This window comes from Curvibacter gracilis ATCC BAA-807 (assembly GCF_000518645.1).
GTDB lineage: Bacteria > Pseudomonadota > Gammaproteobacteria > Burkholderiales > Burkholderiaceae_C > Curvibacter > Curvibacter gracilis.
In genome coordinates, this window is record NZ_JADZ01000012.1 from 179,690 (window position 1) to 196,401 (window position 16,712).

Annotated in this window: 15 protein-coding genes; 11 read left to right on the top strand and 4 right to left on the bottom strand. The window is 65.3% G+C overall.

Going from position 1 to position 16,712, the window contains the following annotated elements; genetic code table 11:
* Positions 1-16: 16 nt before the first annotated feature.
* The 4 genes from L880_RS32170 to L880_RS32180 are packed head-to-tail and all read left to right on the top strand — an operon-like array spanning position 17 to position 4,673.
* On the top strand, positions 17-1,024 hold the full coding sequence (locus L880_RS32170; protein WP_245615071.1) for an SLBB domain-containing protein: 1,008 nt from the start codon (positions 17-19) through the stop codon (positions 1,022-1,024).
* On the top strand, positions 1,021-2,376 hold the full coding sequence (locus L880_RS0110530) for a Wzz/FepE/Etk N-terminal domain-containing protein (protein WP_027475648.1): 1,356 nt from the start codon (positions 1,021-1,023) through the stop codon (positions 2,374-2,376). The genes L880_RS32170 and L880_RS0110530 overlap by 4 nt, the downstream gene beginning before the upstream one ends.
* A gap of 9 nt (positions 2,377-2,385) precedes the next feature.
* Positions 2,386-3,360, top strand: a complete 975-nt coding sequence (locus tag L880_RS32175) for a polysaccharide biosynthesis tyrosine autokinase (RefSeq protein WP_051443222.1) — start codon at positions 2,386-2,388, stop codon at positions 3,358-3,360.
* Between the two features lie 11 nt (positions 3,361-3,371).
* Entirely contained in the window at positions 3,372-4,673 is a 1,302-nt protein-coding gene (locus L880_RS32180; RefSeq protein WP_157462787.1) for a lipopolysaccharide biosynthesis protein, read from the top strand.
* A gap of 8 nt (positions 4,674-4,681) precedes the next feature.
* Here L880_RS32180 and L880_RS0110545 read toward each other — a convergent pair whose 3' ends face one another.
* Positions 4,682-6,076, bottom strand: a complete 1,395-nt coding sequence (locus L880_RS0110545; protein ID WP_027475649.1) for an O-antigen ligase family protein — start codon at positions 6,074-6,076, stop codon at positions 4,682-4,684.
* 22 nt (positions 6,077-6,098) lie between these two features.
* Positions 6,099-7,364: a hypothetical protein gene (locus L880_RS32185; RefSeq protein ID WP_051443224.1), complete on the bottom strand. Its 1,266-nt coding sequence runs from the start codon at positions 7,362-7,364 to the stop codon at positions 6,099-6,101.
* 199 nt (positions 7,365-7,563) lie between these two features.
* On the opposite strand from L880_RS32185, the gene L880_RS0110555 reads away from it, so the two are divergent.
* Entirely contained in the window at positions 7,564-8,757 is a 1,194-nt protein-coding gene (locus L880_RS0110555) for a glycosyltransferase family 2 protein (protein ID WP_027475650.1), read from the top strand.
* 32 nt (positions 8,758-8,789) lie between these two features.
* On the opposite strand, the gene L880_RS0110560 is transcribed toward L880_RS0110555, so the two are convergent.
* Entirely contained in the window at positions 8,790-9,713 is a 924-nt protein-coding gene (locus tag L880_RS0110560; protein ID WP_027475651.1) for a glycosyltransferase family 2 protein, read from the bottom strand.
* A 376-nt stretch (positions 9,714-10,089) separates the two neighbouring features.
* Here L880_RS0110560 and L880_RS32190 point away from each other — a divergent pair, with 376 nt between their 5' ends.
* Positions 10,090-11,094, top strand: coding sequence for a glycosyltransferase family 4 protein (locus tag L880_RS32190; protein WP_051443225.1), 1,005 nt, complete (start codon positions 10,090-10,092; stop codon positions 11,092-11,094).
* A gap of 151 nt (positions 11,095-11,245) precedes the next feature.
* Complete coding sequence (locus tag L880_RS0110570; RefSeq protein WP_027475652.1) at positions 11,246-12,487, top strand: hypothetical protein; 1,242 nt, start codon at positions 11,246-11,248, stop codon at positions 12,485-12,487.
* Between the two features lie 63 nt (positions 12,488-12,550).
* Here L880_RS0110570 and L880_RS0110575 read toward each other — a convergent pair whose 3' ends face one another.
* Entirely contained in the window at positions 12,551-12,856 is a 306-nt protein-coding gene (locus tag L880_RS0110575; protein ID WP_027475653.1) for a c-type cytochrome, read from the bottom strand.
* Between the two features lie 108 nt (positions 12,857-12,964).
* Here L880_RS0110575 and L880_RS0110580 point away from each other — a divergent pair, with 108 nt between their 5' ends.
* The 4 genes from L880_RS0110580 (at position 12,965) to L880_RS0110595 (ending at position 16,711) form a co-directional block, all read left to right on the top strand.
* Entirely contained in the window at positions 12,965-13,207 is a 243-nt protein-coding gene (locus L880_RS0110580; RefSeq protein ID WP_027475654.1) for a TIGR04438 family Trp-rich protein, read from the top strand.
* 228 nt (positions 13,208-13,435) lie between these two features.
* Complete coding sequence (locus L880_RS0110585; protein ID WP_084461221.1) at positions 13,436-14,671, top strand: cytochrome-c peroxidase; 1,236 nt, start codon at positions 13,436-13,438, stop codon at positions 14,669-14,671.
* A 38-nt stretch (positions 14,672-14,709) separates the two neighbouring features.
* Positions 14,710-16,092, top strand: coding sequence for a hypothetical protein (locus L880_RS0110590; protein WP_157462789.1), 1,383 nt, complete (start codon positions 14,710-14,712; stop codon positions 16,090-16,092).
* A 64-nt stretch (positions 16,093-16,156) separates the two neighbouring features.
* On the top strand, positions 16,157-16,711 hold the full coding sequence (locus L880_RS0110595; protein WP_027475657.1) for an FMN-binding protein: 555 nt from the start codon (positions 16,157-16,159) through the stop codon (positions 16,709-16,711).
* Position 16,712 lies beyond the last annotated feature (1 nt).

Consider the following 16,712-nt stretch of genomic DNA (forward strand, 5'->3'; position numbering starts at 1 on the left):
GAATGGATTTATCTGAATGAATGTGCCGATTCGTCGTCTGCTGAGAAACATGCGCTGGCCTGTGTGCCTGGCATGGCTGGCCTGTCAGGCACTCGCTTTTGCGACGCCGATGGTCTCCAATTTGCCGTTCGACATGGGTTGGAATGGTGCGGACGCGCAGGTGCAGGCGGTGCCGGGCAAAGCGCCGGCGCCCCTGTCGCCCGCCCGCTCTCCCGCGCCGGTGTCGGCTGCCAAATCCGCGCCGCCCAAGGCGAACGCACCCGCCGCGGCGGATTCAAGCCCTGCGACGGGCGTTCTGAGCGTGGGGCCCGGCGATCTGTTGCAGGTGACGGTCTTCGGCCAGCCCGACATGTCTGCGGAGGTCTCGGTCACTGACGGGGGCGAGGTGACCTTGCCCTTGATCGGTCTGATCCGCATCGCGGGCATGGCCCCTTCAGAGGTCGAGAAAGTCATCGCCCAAAGGCTACGCGAGCGCCAGTACCTGTTGCAACCCGAGGTGTCTGTCACGGTGCGGCAGAACCGCAGCCAAGCCGTTTCAGTGCTTGGCGAGGTGGTGCGTCCGGGGCGCTACCCGATTCAGGGGCGCTTCACGGTGTTGGACCTGCTGGCTGTCGCCGGGGGGCTGACGCCCAAGGCCGACACCGTGGTGGTGCTGCTGCGCAAGGGCGAGGGCGGCTCGGCGGCGCCGGCGGTGCGCATCCCCATCCGCCTTGATCGCGTGGCCAGCCCGGATCGCAGTCCCCTGGACATGCCTCTGAACCATGACGACATGGTCTATGTCGGGCAGCAGAAGTTCTTCTACATCCATGGCGAGGTGCGGCGTCCCGGCAGCTATCCCATGGAGCCGGATCTGGATGTCATGCGGGCCTTGTCCATCAGCGGTGGGGTGACCGAGCGGGGGTCCATGGGCCGGATCAATATTCACCGCAAGTCGGAAGGCACTGGCGCACAAGATTTCTCGCCGCGCCTGACGGATCCGATCCTGGATGGCGATGTGATTTATGTGAAGGAGAGGATTTTTTGAATTCCTATCCGGTTGGATTGACCCTGAATCAGCTCGGGGCGATGCTGCGGTATCGCCTGCCGACGATTCTGATCGTGACCCTGGTGACCGTGCTGATCACCGGCGTGGCGGTGTTCCTGATTCCCAAGACCTACACCGCGTCGGCCGAGTTGTTCATTGAATTCCGGGTGAACGACCCGATCAGCGGCAGGCAGTTTCCGGCTGTACTGGACGAAACCTACCTGCAAACCCAGGTCGACATCATCCACAGCAACGAGGTGGTGGACCGGGTGATCGACAGTCTGCACCTCATGCAGGCCCCGGGCGCTGAGAAGAGCCTGCAATTGCTGCGTGAACGGGTGCTCAAGAGCCTGGACATCCAATTGCGCCGAACCAGCCGCATTGTCGAGCTTCAATACTCCGATCGATCCCCGGAGATGGCCCGCGCCTTTCTGGAGGCCTTGATCAAGGCCTACGCGGACATCAACAGTGAAATCAGCGTGGCACCTGCCCGGGCTCGGACCGAGCAATACAACGCCCAGCTCCAACTGCTGCGCAACGAGATCGACGGTATTCAGCAGAAACTCACCGAATACCAGCAAAAAGCCCAGATCGTGGATGCCGATGAGCGTCTGGACAACCGCTCGCGCCAGCTGGTGGAACTGTCGAGCAAGCAACTGGGCATTCGCACGCAACGCCAGGAGTACGAAGCCCGCATGCGTGCGCTGGATGTGATGATCAATTCGGGCAATGACATCCCCGATGTGCCCGAGATCGCCCAGCAGCCGCGGGTGGCCGAGCTCAAGCTGAGGTTGTCCGATCTGGACCGGCGCATCAGTGATCTGTCGGCCACTTACGGCAAGATGCACCCCAAGCTGGTGGCCCTGCGTGATGAACGAGAGGTGCTGGTCGATCGCCTCCGGCGCGAAGCCAAGGCCGCCTTGCAAGGCATTCGCCTGGAGGGCATGCGCCTGGCGGATCAAGAGCGGGCCTTGGGACGCAGTTTTGACGAACAACAACGCGCATTGCTGGAGACCAAGCGGCACCGTGACGTGATCAGCTCCTATCAGCGGCAATTGGAAAGTACCCAACGGGTGTACAACACCGCTGTCGCCAAGTTCGACGAAATCCTGATGTCGGGCACCGTGAACGGCACCAGCCTGTCTGTCTTGCGCAAGCCTGAAGCCCCTTTGAAGCACTCGAAACCGCAAATCACCAAGAGCGTGCTGATGGCCATTCTGGTGGGCCTGGCCTTGGGTCTGGGGCTTTCATTCGTGCTGGAAGTCACGGTCAGGCGGCTGCGCTGCCTGGAGGACATGGAGCGCGGTCTTGGCCTGCGTATTTTTGGCCAGGTCGGGCAGTCCACTGTCTGAGGCGTTCTCATGAAACTTGAACCGATTCTCGACGCTCACGCTGCTGCGGTCCCTCCGGCTCTGAGCAGTGACCGCATGGGCGAGCTGTTCATCCAGGCCGGCAAGCTGTCGCGGGCCCAGGTGGAACAGATCATCCGCCTGCAGGAGACGTCCCAACTGCGCTTTGGCGAAGCGGCGCGCCAGTTGAATCTGCTGACCGAGCAGGACATCCAGGCGGTGCTGGCGCATCAGTTCAACTATGTGACCGCGACCAACCTGCGCGTCGGCCTGGACCCCGCCTGTCCCTTGCCGATCGCCAACGCACCCTACAGCCCCGAGGCCGAATCCATCCGCCGCATCCGCTCCGAACTCCTGCTCGAAGGCAGCGGTCTGGCGCCACTGAAGGTGGCCGTGGTCAGTCCGGGGGAGGGGGAAGGGCGCACCTACATGGCCGCCAATCTGGCCTTTTCGTTTGCCCAGGTGGGCAAGCGTACCTTGCTGATTGATGCAGACTTCCGCTCGCCCAAGGTGCATGCCTACTTCAGCATGAACAACAAAAAGGGCCTGTCCGGGGTTCTGGCGGGTCGCAGCGACGTCACGCTCGACGTGATGACGATGGTGTTGCCCAATCTCTATGTGCTGCCCGCGGGGCCCTTGCCCCCCAATCCGCTGGAAATCCTGCAGGATCCTCATTTGTCGGCCTTGATCGACAAACTGGCCAAGGACCTGGATGTGATCGTGGTGGACACGCCGGCGGCCATGGCCTCGTCCGACAGCAAGGTGATCACGCGCCAGGTCGGTGCGGCCTTGATCATGGGGCGTGAGCACCGGACCCGTGTGGCCGAGTTGCGGGCCACCGTGCAGTCCATGCAGGACGTGGGGGTGCGGATCTTCGGCACGGTCTACAACCGGTTCGATGGGCGTCAGCCCGGTGCGGAGGGCTCAGGTCGGCGCTGGATGCGCTGGCCGGTGGCCTGGCGGTTTGGCCCAGCGCGTGGCCGTTGACGGGGCGCGCGTTGTCAGTTTCAAAGCCTTTCTGGACCAACTCCCTTCTGTCCATCGTCGATCAGGTGCTGCTCAGCGGCCTGAATTTCGCCGTGGGCATGTGTTTGATCCGGTTCGGAACCAAGAGCGACTACGGGCTGTACTCGCAGTTGTTTGCGGCCAGCCTGTTTGCCGTGGGCGTGCTGGAAGCGCTGATCGGCTCACCCATGGTGACCCTGGCGGCCCACATGAACGCCACCCAGCGGGCCCAGATGGTGCGGCGCCTGCGTCGCTTCCAATGGGTGGCGGGCCTGGGCCTGGGGCTGTTGTTTGGCATCGGGGCCGGCTGGGTGGTGCATGGCAACCTGCCCGAGTTGGACGCCTTGCCTGCCGGGTTGGCCTTTGGCCTGTACGTCTTCACCTCGACCTTGCGTGAATTCAGGCGCTCGGTCTGGTACATGGAGTCGGACCTGGGCAGTCTCTTGCGCAGCGATGGCACCTATGTGTTGGCCGCCCTGGGCCTCGGGGGGCTGCTCTGGTGGTCCGATCACCTGGGCGCATCGACTGTGCTGGGCGCGTTGAGCCTGGCCAATGTGCTGGCCGGTCTGTTGGGCCGTGGACCCATAGCTGAATCCGCCGATGCTGCCGATGGGGCTGAGCCACCGTGGCGCCACACGCTTGCCCAGATCTGGGACAAGGGCAAGTGGGCTGTGCCTGGAACGGCGGTGGCCTGGCTGGGCAGCTACGGCTTTCTTTACCTGACCTCGGCGATGTCGGGGGTCCAGGCCACGGCGGACGTCAGTGCAGCACGACTGCCACTGGTTCCGGTCGGCTTGATGGTGGTGGCCTGGTCCCGGGTGGCCCGTCCGGTGGCGGGTCGCATGCTGGGGGCCCATGATTGGCCGGGCCTCAATCGCCTGACCTGGGCATCGCTGGGGGCCATCGAGTTGCTCACTGTCGTGTACCTCACGATGCTGATGCTGGCGTTTCCCTGGCTTGAATCCCATGTGCTGAGTGCCAAGTACCAGGGGGTCCATCCTCTGGTCTGGGCCTGGGGCGTGTTTTTTCTGGTCACGGTGCCACGCAACATCGCAGGCACCTGGATGGCCTCGATCGGTGCATTCCGCCAACTCTTCATCGAGGCCTGCGTGGTGGTGTCGCTGATGGGGGTGATCGCCAGTGTGCTGATTCCACGCTGGGGTGCGATGGGCGCCGTGCTGGCCCTGATCGTCATGGAGACCTTCGACACAGCCGTGATGACGGTGCTGATCTGGCGCCACTGGCGGCGCATCCAGCGCGAGGCGCCACCCACGCCTGGTCCTGCGGCGGCCTGACAGGCCCGTCAGGCCTGTGCCTCAGCCTCACGCTGCCGGAAGCGGCGCAATTGCGTCGTGGCCGCCACCGAAGAAAACACCACCAGGATGAACAGCAGGTTGAGGCCGTGAAACAGCGTGCTCTCGGTGACGTTGTGGGCCATCACCGTCAGCAGCAGCGCACCATGGAAGGCCGATGATTCGCGGCTGAACCGGGACAGGCGGAACAGGGTGATCACATGGGCCAGTATGAAGCCCGCAAACAGGGCCAGGCCGATGATTCCGAGCTCGTTGTAAATGTCCAGGTAGCCGTTGTGAGCCTGAAAGGGCAGCCAGTAAAGCCGGTCGATGATGCTTTGTGAGGCGCTGCCGGTTCCCATCCAGAAGGCACCGAAACCCACCCCCAACCAGGGATGCTTGTCGATTTCTTCCAGCACCATGCCCCAGATGTCGAAGCGCCCGCTGATGTCGGTTCGCTTGCCCAGCAAATCGGCCACCGGCTTGAAGAACTCATCCCACGTGGGCAAGCGCCCCTGCACCACATACAACACATGCAGGTAGATCAGCACCAGGCCCCCGACGATCAGAAAGGCACGTGCGAAGACGAAGTCATCCGCCACGTACTTGCGTCGCAGCAGAATGAACAGGCCAGAGCTCAGGGTGGCCATCAGCAGACTGGTCGTGCTTTTGGTCATCAGGAGGTTGAAGCCGCAAAAGCCCAGCACCACGAGAAACAGCAGCGGGCTGATCCGGTTCTTGGGTGACGCGAAAAGGCAGACCCACATGAACGTGGCATAGGCGGTCACGGTGCCGTACATGTTCTTCTGGTCGGTCACGCCACGCCAGGCACCGCCCTCCCAGGCCCCGTCGGCCATGCCCGTGTACTCGATGGCGATGTCGGGCACCAGCAGCACGGCCAGCACCGAGGCGACCTGAACCGCGAGCAGGGTGCCAAAGGCCAGTTTGAGCCCTCGCGTGCGGCTCATCTCCGTCACCTGCAGGGCCACGGCAATCATCAGCAGCCCGATCAGTTGCACTACCTTCTTGAGCGTGACGATGGGCAGCACCGACCAACTGGCGTTGGCCAGGCTGAACAGCAAAATGGCGACCAGGAAGGGGTTGAGCCCGAAGATCACCTGCTGGAACTTTTCGAAGCGGAAGAGGCACAGGGCGCCTGCCAGCACGAAAAGACTGGTCCATTGCAATTGCACCACCACGCTCCCACCGGTCAGGTCCTCGCCGAGTCGGTTGAAATTCCAGGACAGGCCCGATGGCAGCATGGACCAGCTGAGGGTCAGCACCAGCAGCAGCGCAGCCAGCCATTCTTCCACGTGGGTGATCGGCGCTGGCGTCGACGGGCTCGGGCTGCCGCGGTGGTCCGCACGGGGCGGCAGGGCAGAGGGCTGCGGATTGAAAGTGGGCATGCGGGTCGATGCAGTGGCTTGCTCAGGGCAGCGGTGCCGGTTTGAGCAGGTAGGCCTTGGACAAGGTCTTGAACTGCCCGCCATCGGTCCGCATCGAGGTCTGGTTGCGTTCTCCAGGCCCGAAAACCACGCCCAGTGCGCCAGCTGCCACCAGCTCCTCGGGGTGGGTCAGGAAATACTTCACCCGGTTGTCGCGCCAGGGCGGCGCCTTGCTGGGCTGGCTGGCCGGAACACCCATCGGGGTCTGCCACCACAACAAGGGCAGTTGCAGGCCGTCAAAGTAATACCGTGCGCGGGCCAGGTGCTGCTTGAAGTTGGGGCTGCTGGTGTTGGACTCATCCCAGTACCAGGGGGGCTCGTTGCGGCTGCATTCATGAGCGTGGTGTTGCGCCTCCATGCAGCCGGCATCGCGGTCCAGGGTCTGCATCACCACAAAGTCGGCCTGGTTGGCGCCCAGCTTGAGCATGTAGCTCAGTTCGGTGTGGGTGAGGGCAATCCACAAGGAGGGCGGAAACCCCACATAGGCCTGTGGTGCCAGCGTGCGCGCCACCCGCAGCAGGCACTTGGCCAGGCCCACCACGTTGTCGGGAAGCTGCGCGCAGTCGGGGTTGAGGCTCACCAGGGCCGCCATGCGTTGCGGGTCGGCCTGGGCCTGTTGGGCGTAGCCCCAGAAGTCGGGCTCCAGGTTGACCACCACGGGTTTGCCGTAGCGCCCAAGCTTCTCGAACAGCAGGTGCACCTGTTGCCAGTAAGGGCCCATGAAGGCCGGGTCGGTCAGCCCGCTGAGGTTGCCGTCGCCGCGTGCGGCCATCTGGTAAAGGGTGAACATGGGCACCGCGCCCACCATCTCGGCGTCCTGGATCACGATGTCCAGGTAGGCCCCCTTGGGCTGGTTCCAGTCGGGCCAGGCGCCTTTGCCCACGCCCACGATGTAGCGGTCGTACAGATCGGGTGAAACGTTCTGGCCCAGCACCGCGGCGGGCTCGGTGGCCCCCACGCCCACCAGCATGCGTCGCGGCTTGCCCAGGGCCTGGGCCAGCACGCCCGCGCGCTGCGCCAGCGGCACCTGCTGCAGATCAAGATGGGTTTTCGGGGGTGTGGCGGACGGCGGCGCCTTGCTCTTGGGGCCGTTGGCCCAGGCCAGCACGGTCATGCCGGCAAGCAGGCCGGCCAGCCCGGCCCGAAGCAGGCCGCGCCACAGGCCCATGCTTGGGCCACGCAGGCATGCCAGGTTCAGGAACGCCTCGGCGTTCAGGGCACAGGAGGGCGGTGTGTGAACGGTGGGCATGGGTTCAATGGGTTGCGGATGGATGCGACAGCACGGGCCTCTGCCACCAGGGCCCTTCGCCCGAAGGATTATGCATGGGCCGGTACGTCCACTTCTCCACAGTCGGGCCACCAGCCCTGTCGCAAAGGCTGGTTAAGATCGTTGGCGTTTCGCGCCCCGGTGGTGTGGATCGGGAAACTGGACAACCCATGGCTGTTGCATGACTGAATTACTGTTTCTTCTGGCGCTGGTCGTCGTCTTGCCGCTGGGCTTGCCGGCGTTTTCGCTGCTGTTGCTGACGCTGGCTTCTTGCCGGGGCGGCAAGCAGGCGGTGGATGATCCGTCGCAGGTGTCGCCGGCCGGTGCACGCGTGGCCGTGCTGGTCCCTGCCCACAACGAATCGATCCATGTGCTGCCGACCCTGGCCTGCCTGAAGAGCCAGGCGGCGCCCGGGGACCGCATCGTGCTGATCGCCGACAACTGCAGCGATGACACGGCGGAGCTGGCCCGGCAGACCGGGGTGGAGGTGATCGAGCGCCACGACACCACACGCCGCGGCAAAGGATTTGCGTTGGCCTTCGGGGTGGCCCATCTGAGGGCTGATCCGCCCGACGTGGTGGTGGTGGTGGACGCCGATTGCATCTTGTCCGAGCAGGCCTTGCCCCGGATCACCCGCCTGTGTCACAGCACGGGGCGGCCGGTCCAGATGCTCAACCTCATGATCGCCGGCCCGGGGGCCGCGCTGAAGATGAGGGTGCTCGAATTTGCGGCCTTGATGAAGAACCTGGTGCGCCCCATGGGCTCGAACGCGCTGGCCCAGGTCTGTCATTTGTCGGGCACCGGCATGGCCTTGCCCTGGTCTTTGATGTCCACGGTGAAGCTGGCCACCGGCCACATCGCGGAAGACATGGAAATGGGCATCAGCCTGGCGATCGCCGGGCACACCCCCCGCTTTTTACCCGGTGTCCGGGTGACCAGCGATTTCCCGCTTCAGTCCGAGGTCGCCAAGGCGCAGAAGACCCGCTGGGAGCACGGACACCTCAAGGTGCTGCGCGAAGACCTGCCACGCCTGGCCAAGGTGGTGTTTCGCACCTGGCGGCTGGACCTGCTGGTGCTGATGCTGGACCTGATGATCCCCCCCGTGGCCCTGTACGCGCTGGTGTTGTCCGTGAGCCTGGCCCTGAGTGCGGTGGCTGCCTGGCTCTGGCCGGTGCTGGGGGGGGCGGCGCTGCTGTTGGCGGTGGCGGCGCTGAGTCTGTTCCTGGCCATCGGCATCACCTGGGTGCGCCATGGGCGCGAACTGTTGAGCGCCCGCGAACTGCTGATCATGCCCCTGTACGTGCTGGGCAAGATCCCGATCTACCTGGCCTACCTGATCGGACGCCGATCGGGCTGGGTCAAGACCAAGCGATGAGCCGGGGCCGGGGCGCTCAGTCGCTCATCGGCTCAGTTGCCGCTGTATTCGATGTACTGGAAGGGCGACAGGCTGGTCAGCTTGCCCAGTTGCACGACGGCGGTGCGCACCCAGCGAAAGGCCCGTGCGCGTGAGCACGGCAACCAGGCCAGGGCCAGCAGCAGGCTGATCGGCAACTGGATGGCCGCCCGACCGATCAGGTAGCCGGCGCGCTTCAACCAGGGCCAGCCTTCCAGATCGCAGATCTGGCTGCGGATGAAGGCCTGCCCCATGCGGAATGAGCGCTTGATCATCCACTTGGCCGTGGCCCTTTCCACGTGCACGAACTCCTTCACCACCGCTTCGTCGCACCAGACATAGCGGTAGCCGCGCTTTCTCAGTTCGCGCAGCATCAGGCTGTCTTCGCCGCCGGTGCGACCGAAGCGAACATCAAAGGGGCCGGTCAGCTCCTTCAGGCAGGCTGCCCGCACCAGCAGGTTGCAGGTGCCGCCTTCACCCTCGGTGATGGGGGTGCCGCTCTTGAAGCGTCGAACCTCGAAAAAGCGGCCTTGCTTCACCCACTCGGGCGTCTGCGGGTAGTACTGCGGCACCACCGGGCCCGCAATCATGTCGGCGCCCGAGCTTTGTTGCAGGCTCAGCAACTGAAGCAACCAGTCGGACTCCGGCACCTCATCGTCGTCCACCATGGCAATCCAGTCACCGCTGGCGTGGGCGACGGCTGCATTGCGCGCCAGCGCGATGTTGGGCACGGGAGACTGGTGGTACTGAAAGCTCCAGCCCGGTGGCGGCTGCCAGGCCTGCAGCACCGGGGCCGCACTGTGGCCGGGATCGTTGTCGATCACGATCACCTCGACGGCCGGCGGGTGTTCACCCAGGGCCAGGCGGGCAACGCCCGCCAGGGTCTGGGCCAGCAGGGCAGGGCGTTTGAAGGTGCAGATGCAGATGCTGACAAGCATGGCGGTTCGGTGAGCTGGAAGAGGCCGTCGTGGCTGTGAGGGCAGCGTGCGGTCCGATGCACCTGGCTTCGGCATGAAGAAGGCGCGGGCTGCAAGCTGAACCCAGGGCATCATAACGAGTGTGACCCGCGTTCCCGAGCGCAGGCGGCCGCTGCGCAGGCCGATATCCACCAAAGCGTGAATTGCTTGTGGGCCACGGCCTCCGAAAATCTCGGGTGCTTCACGGTGCGCGCGATGACGCCGGTTACCATGTCGACCGACATTCCTGGGGGAGTGCCTGGTTGGCGGCCACCGTCCCGCTTCACCTCCCCGCTTCACCTCTTCGTTTTGTGGGCACCGCGCCCTCCCCAAGACCCTGGCCCCAAGTTCAGATCCTATGAAGTGGCACGTCCTCACCCCCTTCCTGCAAACGCGCGACCAGACCTGGCTCACGGACAAGGTTCAGGGTCACCAGTTCAACATCATTCCGGCAGGCTATCAGCACGACCGCCTGCGCGCGCGCGCGTCCCGGCATGACTGGCTCGATTACTTCGGGCATACCGCCCGGGGCTGGCGCGAGATGGAGCGACACGACGGCATGATCACGTCCTTTCCGCAGCTCGCCGGCACCTGCGGCCTGCTCAAGAAGGTGACCCGCCATGCCGGCCCTGTGGTGGCCTGGAACTTCAACCTCGGCGCCTTGTACGAAGGCATGCAGCAGCGCGCTGGCCGCTTCATGCTGAGCGCGGTCGATGTCTTCGTGGTGCACTCCCGCCACGAATGCCGGACCTACAGCCAGTGGCTCAGGCTGCCTGAATCACGTTTCGAGTTCGTCCCTTTCGGCATCGGTGTGACCCAGTCCTGGCTCCCGGAAGAGCGTGAGCAACCCTTTGTGCTGGCGATGGGCACGGCCAACCGCGATTGGGGCACCTTCTTTGCGGCGGTCGAGCGCCTGGGCTACCGCACGGTGGTGGTGGCGCCGCTGCGCAACCTCGAGGGGCTGCGGATTCCCCCGCAGGTCGAAGTCTTGACCCAGCTGAGCCTGCGCCAGTGCCACGAGCTGTGCCAGCGGGCCACCGTCAATGTGGTGCCGATCGAAAACGTGCAGACCGCCTCTGGCCAGGTGACCCTGGTCGAGGCCATGATGTTCGGGCGCGCCACCGTGGCCACGCGTTGTCCCGGCACGGAAGACATGGCCACTGACGGGGTTCAGACCCTGCTGGTGCCTGCGGCAGACCCGCAGGCCATGGCCGACGCCATCGAAGCCCTCTGGAGCGACGAGGCACTGCGTCAGCGCATCGGGCGTGCCGCGCTGGAGCACACCTGGACCGAGCTGTCCGAGGCGGCTGAATCCCGGCGCATGCAGCAGATCCTTGATCGTCTGGATCCGTCGCGGCCATGAGCCCCGCAGGCGGCGCCATGGATTGATAATGCTGTCGAAGATCAATGACAGACGGCGTGGTGCCGTTCACCCAGCCGGTCCATTCGGGATGCCCATCGTTTCAAGTTCAGCACTGCCGTGTGTGCCCAGCCCCGCCAGGAGGCCTGGGGGTGTGTTGCGTCTGGCCATGCTGGCCGGGCTGGCTCCGTTGTGGGTCTGCTCGCCAGCCCATGCGGTGGTGGAGTTGGCACTGCAGCTGGATTCATCGTGGGCCACCGAGAGCAACCCGCTGCGCCTGCCGGTGGGCTCCTCTGCGCCGGACCTGCTCAAGCGAGACGCCACCTCGGACAGCATTCTGTCGGTCGATGCCCGCCTGGCCATGGTCGCCCCCTTGCTGTCAGACCGGACCCGCCTGGAGATCACCGCGGGCACGGGCCGGCGTGACTACAGTCAGATGCCCCAGTTGAACTACCGACCGCAGCAACTGGATGCGCGGCTGGTCTGGGAGGGGGATCAATGGCTCAAAGGGCGGCTGGGCTACCGCACGGATCAAACCCTCTACCAGCCTCTCAATGCGGTGCTGGTCAGCCGCGATGTGCAGACCCAGCGCGTGACCTCGTCTGAAGTCGCGGTGCGGATCACGCCCGATCTGGATCTGCCGCTCGGTTTCGACCGGTCTTCGCTGCGCCACGAAAGTGCCATCAACCAATACCTGGACCGCAACGAGACCGGGGCCCAGCTGGCCTTGCGCTACACCTCGACCCTGGGCTCGGTCTTGACCGCCGGTGCCCGGTACAGCGATGTGGACTACCCCCATCGTGGCGCCGCCGACGTGGCCTCGCTGGATGACCGTTACAGCGATCACCAGCATTTTGTCGACATGACCTGGGTGTACAGCCCCTTCACCACAGCCGCCCTGCGTCTGAACTGGCTGGACCGCTCGTACAACACCTTGCAGCAAAGCGATTTCCAGCATCTGCTGGGCCATGCCCGGGTGGCGTATCAATACTCCCCCAAGACCCGGTTCGATGTGGAGTGGGTGCGGCAGATCTACGACTCCACCACTCCCAATGTGCTGTATTACCTGTCAACGGCGATGCGGGCCAGCGTGGGTTGGCGTTTCTCTGAGTTCACGCGTTTTCGCCTCATCGGCTCGCATGAGCAGCAGCAGAACAGGCCGGGCTTCAATGCCGCAGCCGGCCTGCCCGACACCCACATCAACCGCCTCGGGGGCAGCATCGATTACTCGGTGGCCCCGGGCTGGCGGCTTTACGCCGATGGCTCGCGCGACCGCCTCACCACGGTGGGGGGCGGCAGCACGGTCCGCAACAATGTGCTGAGAGTCGGGCTCGAATACACCTACGAGAACCTGGCGGGGGCTGCCGATCGCGGTCGCCTGTACCGCCGACCCTGAGCCGCCGTCCCCGAGGCCTTGGCGCTGCGGGGCAAGACCTGGCTTGCGGGCCAGGCAAGCCCATCACTTCTGGGTCAGAACCCAGGCGGCCAACTTCTTGGCTTCCGCCTCGTTGACCTGGGTGTTGGCGGGCATGGGCACGGGGCCCCACACACCCGAGCCGCCCTTGAGGATCTTGGCGCTCAGCTTGTCCACGGCATCTTTCTGGCCGGCGTACTTGGCAGCCACGTCCTTGTAAGCCGGGCCCACCACTTTCTTGTCCACCGCATGGCAGGCCATGCAGTTCTTGGAGGTGGCCAGAGCCAGGTCGGCCATGGCCGGTGCTGCGAAGGCGAGGGTGGCGGCAAGGGTGAACAGGGTGCGCTTCATGATCGTCTCGTGTCCGTGGGTTGCGTTACATTGTGATTCGGGAATTGTAGGGGTCTTGCCTCCGGTCGTGGAGGCAGGTGTTGGTCAATCCTCACATCGGAGTGCGTGATGTATTTTCTGGGCCTGGGCCTGATCCTGTTGCTGCTCAAATACCTGGAGATCGGCTTTGTCGCCACCTGGAGCTGGTACCTGATCGGTGCGCCGTTTGCGCTGGCTGCGCTGTGGTGGGCCTGGGCCGATTCCTCGGGCTACACCAAGCGCCGCGCCATGGACAAGATGGAGCAGCGCCGCCGCGACCGCATCGAACGCCAGAAGGAAGCCCTGGGCGTGGGCATCCGCAAGCGGCGCTGAGGGCTTGCTACTGAGCAGGGGGCACCCTCCTGCGCCTGTGGGTGATGCTTGCCGTGGCGCCCTGATCACAAAGCCCGTGTGGTTTGGTAAACCTTAATGCGAGTTGTTATCATTAACATGTAAACTCGCTTCACCAAATAACAACAAACCTGATTCATTGGGGTGCAGCGGTGCGCGGGCCATGACGCTCGCCCGGACGCTGGCCGTGGTGGGCGGGGCAGACTGATCATGGCGTTTCAACTTATCCGCCCGCCGGTGAGCGCGGCTGCGGCCTGGCGGCCTGAGCGCCGTCTGGCTGGTCTGGCTGTGCTGGCCATGGGCCTTGTATTGACCGCCTGTGGCGGTGGTGGCGGCTCCTCCGCCTCGACCGGCAGCGACAGCCTGTCGGCAGCGGCCACGCTGGGTCAGAAGATCTTCAACGACCCCTCGCTGTCGGCCTCGGGCAAGATGTCCTGCGCCAGCTGCCACGATGCCACGCTGGGCCATGCCTCGCCTTTCAGCAACGCGGTGGTGGCCGGGGGCCCGGCGCTGGACCAGCCCGGCACCCGCACCCCGCCGGCACTCAATTACCTGCGCTACAACACCGCCTTCTTCTTTGCCAGCGATGGCACGCCCACCGGGGGCTTCACCTGGGACGGCCGCGCCAGCTCGCTGGCGGATCAGGCGGTGCGGCCTTTCCTGAGTGCCAATGAAATGGCCAACAGCAATGCGGCTGACGTCATCGCCAAGCTGGCCAAGGCCAGCTACGCGGCCGAATTCAAGGCCGCCTTTGGGCAGGGCATCTTCGACCAGCCCCAGGCTGCTTTTGACCGCGTGACCTATGCGCTGGAGCGCTACCAGCGCGAAGACCCCGATTTCGCCCCCTTCAGCAGCAAGTTCGACCTGTTCACCGCGGGCTCGGTGGCCCTGAGCGATGCCGAACTGCGCGGCCTGGCCTGGTTCAACCGCAGCGACAAGGGCAACTGCGCCGCCTGCCACCCCAGCACCAAGCCGGCCAATGCGCCCGGCGCCTTGTTCACCGACTTCACCTACGACAGCCTGGGCGTGCCGCGCAACACCGAGATCGCCGCCAATGCCGATCCGGCCTTCTACGACCTGGGCCTGTGCGGCCCTTCGCGCACCGACCTCAGCGCCCGCACCGATCTGTGCGGCCTGTTCAAGGTGCCCAGCCTGCGCAACGTGGCCCAGCGCAAGCGCTTTTTCCACAACGGCAAGTTCAGCTCGCTGGAGGACGTGGTGCGCTTTTATGTGCAGCGCGACACCAATCCCGAGAAGTGGTATCCGCTCGATGCCAACGGCCGGGCGATCAAGTTCAACGATCTGCCGCCCGCCCTGCGTGGCAATGTGAACACCACCGAGGTGCCCTACAACCGCCCGTTGGGCGGCGAACCGGCCCTCAATGAGTCCGAGATCCAGGACCTGGTGGCGTTTTTGCGCACCCTGAGCGATGGCTACAAGCCCTGAGATCTGAACGCCCCCCATTTCAATTGACGAGACTCCCCATGAACCACCCCCGCTTCGCCGTTTTCCGTTTCAGCGCCCTGGCGCTGGCCACGCTGGTGCTGACCGGCACCGCTCAGGCGCAAAGCGCCGCCCCGGCCGCCTTGCCCGAGGTGCTGGCCGAACTGCGCCAGTTGCGCGAAGAGCTCAAGCAGGTGCGCGCCGAACTCGACAGCGTCAAGCAGCAACAGGCCCAGTCAGGGCAGGGCGCTGCACCTGCGGGCGCCGGCGCCTGGGCCGGCTACGGCGGCACGGCGGCCAACCCTGGGGCACCCACGGCCGCTGCCGTGGCCAGCGCCGCCCCGGCCGCCGAGCCTGCGCGTGCCGTGGACAACCCGTTGAGCTTCTTCGGCTACGCCGAGATGAACTACAGCCGCCCGCGCAACAACGCCTCGGGGGCCACCGCCACGCTGCGCCGCGGCGTGCTGGGCTTTGCCTACCGCTTCAATGAGCGCACCCGCATGGCGGCCGAGCTCGAGGTGGAGAACGCCGTGGTCTCGGCCTCGGACCAGGGCGAGGTCGAGTTTGAGCAGATGTACATCGAGCACGACCTGAGCGACAGCCTGTCGGCCAAGGCCGGCCTGTTCCTGATGCCGGTGGGCTACCTCAACGAAAGCCACGAACCCACGCGCTACTTCGGCGTGAACCGCAATCTGGTCGAGACGGCCATCATCCCCAGCACCTGGCGCGAGATGGGTCTGGGCCTGCGCGGCACCACGGCCGGTGGTCTGCGCTGGGATGCGGGCATGGTCACCAGCTTCGACCTCACCAAGTGGGATGCCACCAGCAGCGAGGGGCGTGATTCCCCATTGGGCGCCATCCACCAGGAGGGGCAGCTGGCCAAGGCCCGCAACGCCGCCTTCTATGGCGCGCTCAACTACAACGGCATTCCGGGCTTCAATGTCGGCGGCAGCGTGTTCAATGGCGGTGTGGGCCAGAAGCAGACCAGCTTCGCCGCGCCGAACGCCTCGCTCACCCTGGCCGAGTTGCACACCCGCTGGCAACCGGGCCGCTGGGACCTGTCGGCCCTGGCCGCCCAGGGCCGCTTCAGCGACATCTCGTCGCTCAACGCCACCTTTGCCGGCCAGGCCACCCCGGTGCCCAGCCGCTTCGGAGGCTGGTATGCCCAGGCCGCCTACCGGGTCTGGAGCCAGGGCGAATACGCCGCCGTGCCCTTCGCACGCTACGAGCGCCTGAACACAGCCAGCGCCTACACCGGTCTGCCGGTGGGCCTGTCGCCCTCCATCCTGCCCGATGTGCGGGTGATGACCGTGGGCACCAGCTTCTACCTGAATCCGCAGGTGGTGCTCAAGGCCGATTTCCAGCGCTACCTCAGCGACAAGTCGCTGGACATGTTCAATCTGGGCGTGGGCTTCCACTTCTAATCGGGCACTGCGATTCGCTAACATCACCCACCTTGCCCCAAGCCCTGGCTGAAAGCCCCGCACCATGATCACCCGGCGTCAAACCCTGCAGAAACTCGCGCTCGGCGCACCGCCCCTGGTGTGGACCGCGCAGGCCTTTGCCGCCAGTTTCCTGAGTCTGGAGCAGGCCCAGCGTGCCCTGCTGCCGCAGGCCAGCGAGTTCGTGGAGCAGGCCCTGGTGCCCGATGTGGCCGCGCTCAGGGCGGCCGGGCTGGGGGTGCCGGCAGGCTACGCCCCCAAGGCCTGGCTGGCGCGCACCGGTGAGGCTTTTCAGGGCTGGGTGCTGCTGGACCGCGTGGTGGGCAAGTACGAGTTGATCGACTATGCCGCGGGCTTCAACGCCCAGGGGCAGGTCAGCGGGGTGGAGGTGCTGGTCTACCGGGAGTCGCATGGGGCCGAAATCCGCACCCCGGCCTGGCGGCGCCAGTTCGAGGGCCGCAAAGGGCCTTCGCAGATCCGTTTCGGCGACGACATCCGCAACATCTCGGGGGCCACCCTGTCGTGCCAGCACGTGACCGAGGGCGTGCAGCGCCTCAGCGCCCTGGTGCAGGGCCTGGTCAAGGCGCGCGAGGGCCGCTGAC

Excerpts from the sequence above, each read along its gene's own strand:
- L880_RS0110545 (WP_027475649.1), bottom strand. The coding sequence starts at position 6,076 with ATGCCCACTTTCAATCCGCAGCCCTCTGCCCTGCCGCCCCGTGCGGAC.
- L880_RS32170 (WP_245615071.1), top strand. The coding sequence starts at position 17 with ATGAATGTGCCGATTCGTCGTCTGCTGAGAAACATGCGCTGGCCTGTG.
- L880_RS32175 (WP_051443222.1), top strand. The coding sequence starts at position 2,386 with ATGAAACTTGAACCGATTCTCGACGCTCACGCTGCTGCGGTCCCTCCG.
- L880_RS0110575 (WP_027475653.1), bottom strand. The coding sequence starts at position 12,856 with ATGAAGCGCACCCTGTTCACCCTTGCCGCCACCCTCGCCTTCGCAGCA.
- L880_RS0110555 (WP_027475650.1), top strand. The coding sequence starts at position 7,564 with ATGACTGAATTACTGTTTCTTCTGGCGCTGGTCGTCGTCTTGCCGCTG.
- L880_RS32185 (WP_051443224.1), bottom strand. The coding sequence starts at position 7,364 with ATGCCCACCGTTCACACACCGCCCTCCTGTGCCCTGAACGCCGAGGCG.
- L880_RS0110585 (WP_084461221.1), top strand. The coding sequence starts at position 13,436 with ATGGCGTTTCAACTTATCCGCCCGCCGGTGAGCGCGGCTGCGGCCTGG.
- L880_RS0110590 (WP_157462789.1), top strand. The coding sequence starts at position 14,710 with ATGAACCACCCCCGCTTCGCCGTTTTCCGTTTCAGCGCCCTGGCGCTG.
- L880_RS0110595 (WP_027475657.1), top strand. The coding sequence starts at position 16,157 with ATGATCACCCGGCGTCAAACCCTGCAGAAACTCGCGCTCGGCGCACCG.
- L880_RS32190 (WP_051443225.1), top strand. The coding sequence starts at position 10,090 with ATGAAGTGGCACGTCCTCACCCCCTTCCTGCAAACGCGCGACCAGACC.
- L880_RS0110560 (WP_027475651.1), bottom strand. The coding sequence starts at position 9,713 with ATGCTTGTCAGCATCTGCATCTGCACCTTCAAACGCCCTGCCCTGCTG.
- L880_RS0110580 (WP_027475654.1), top strand. The coding sequence starts at position 12,965 with ATGTATTTTCTGGGCCTGGGCCTGATCCTGTTGCTGCTCAAATACCTG.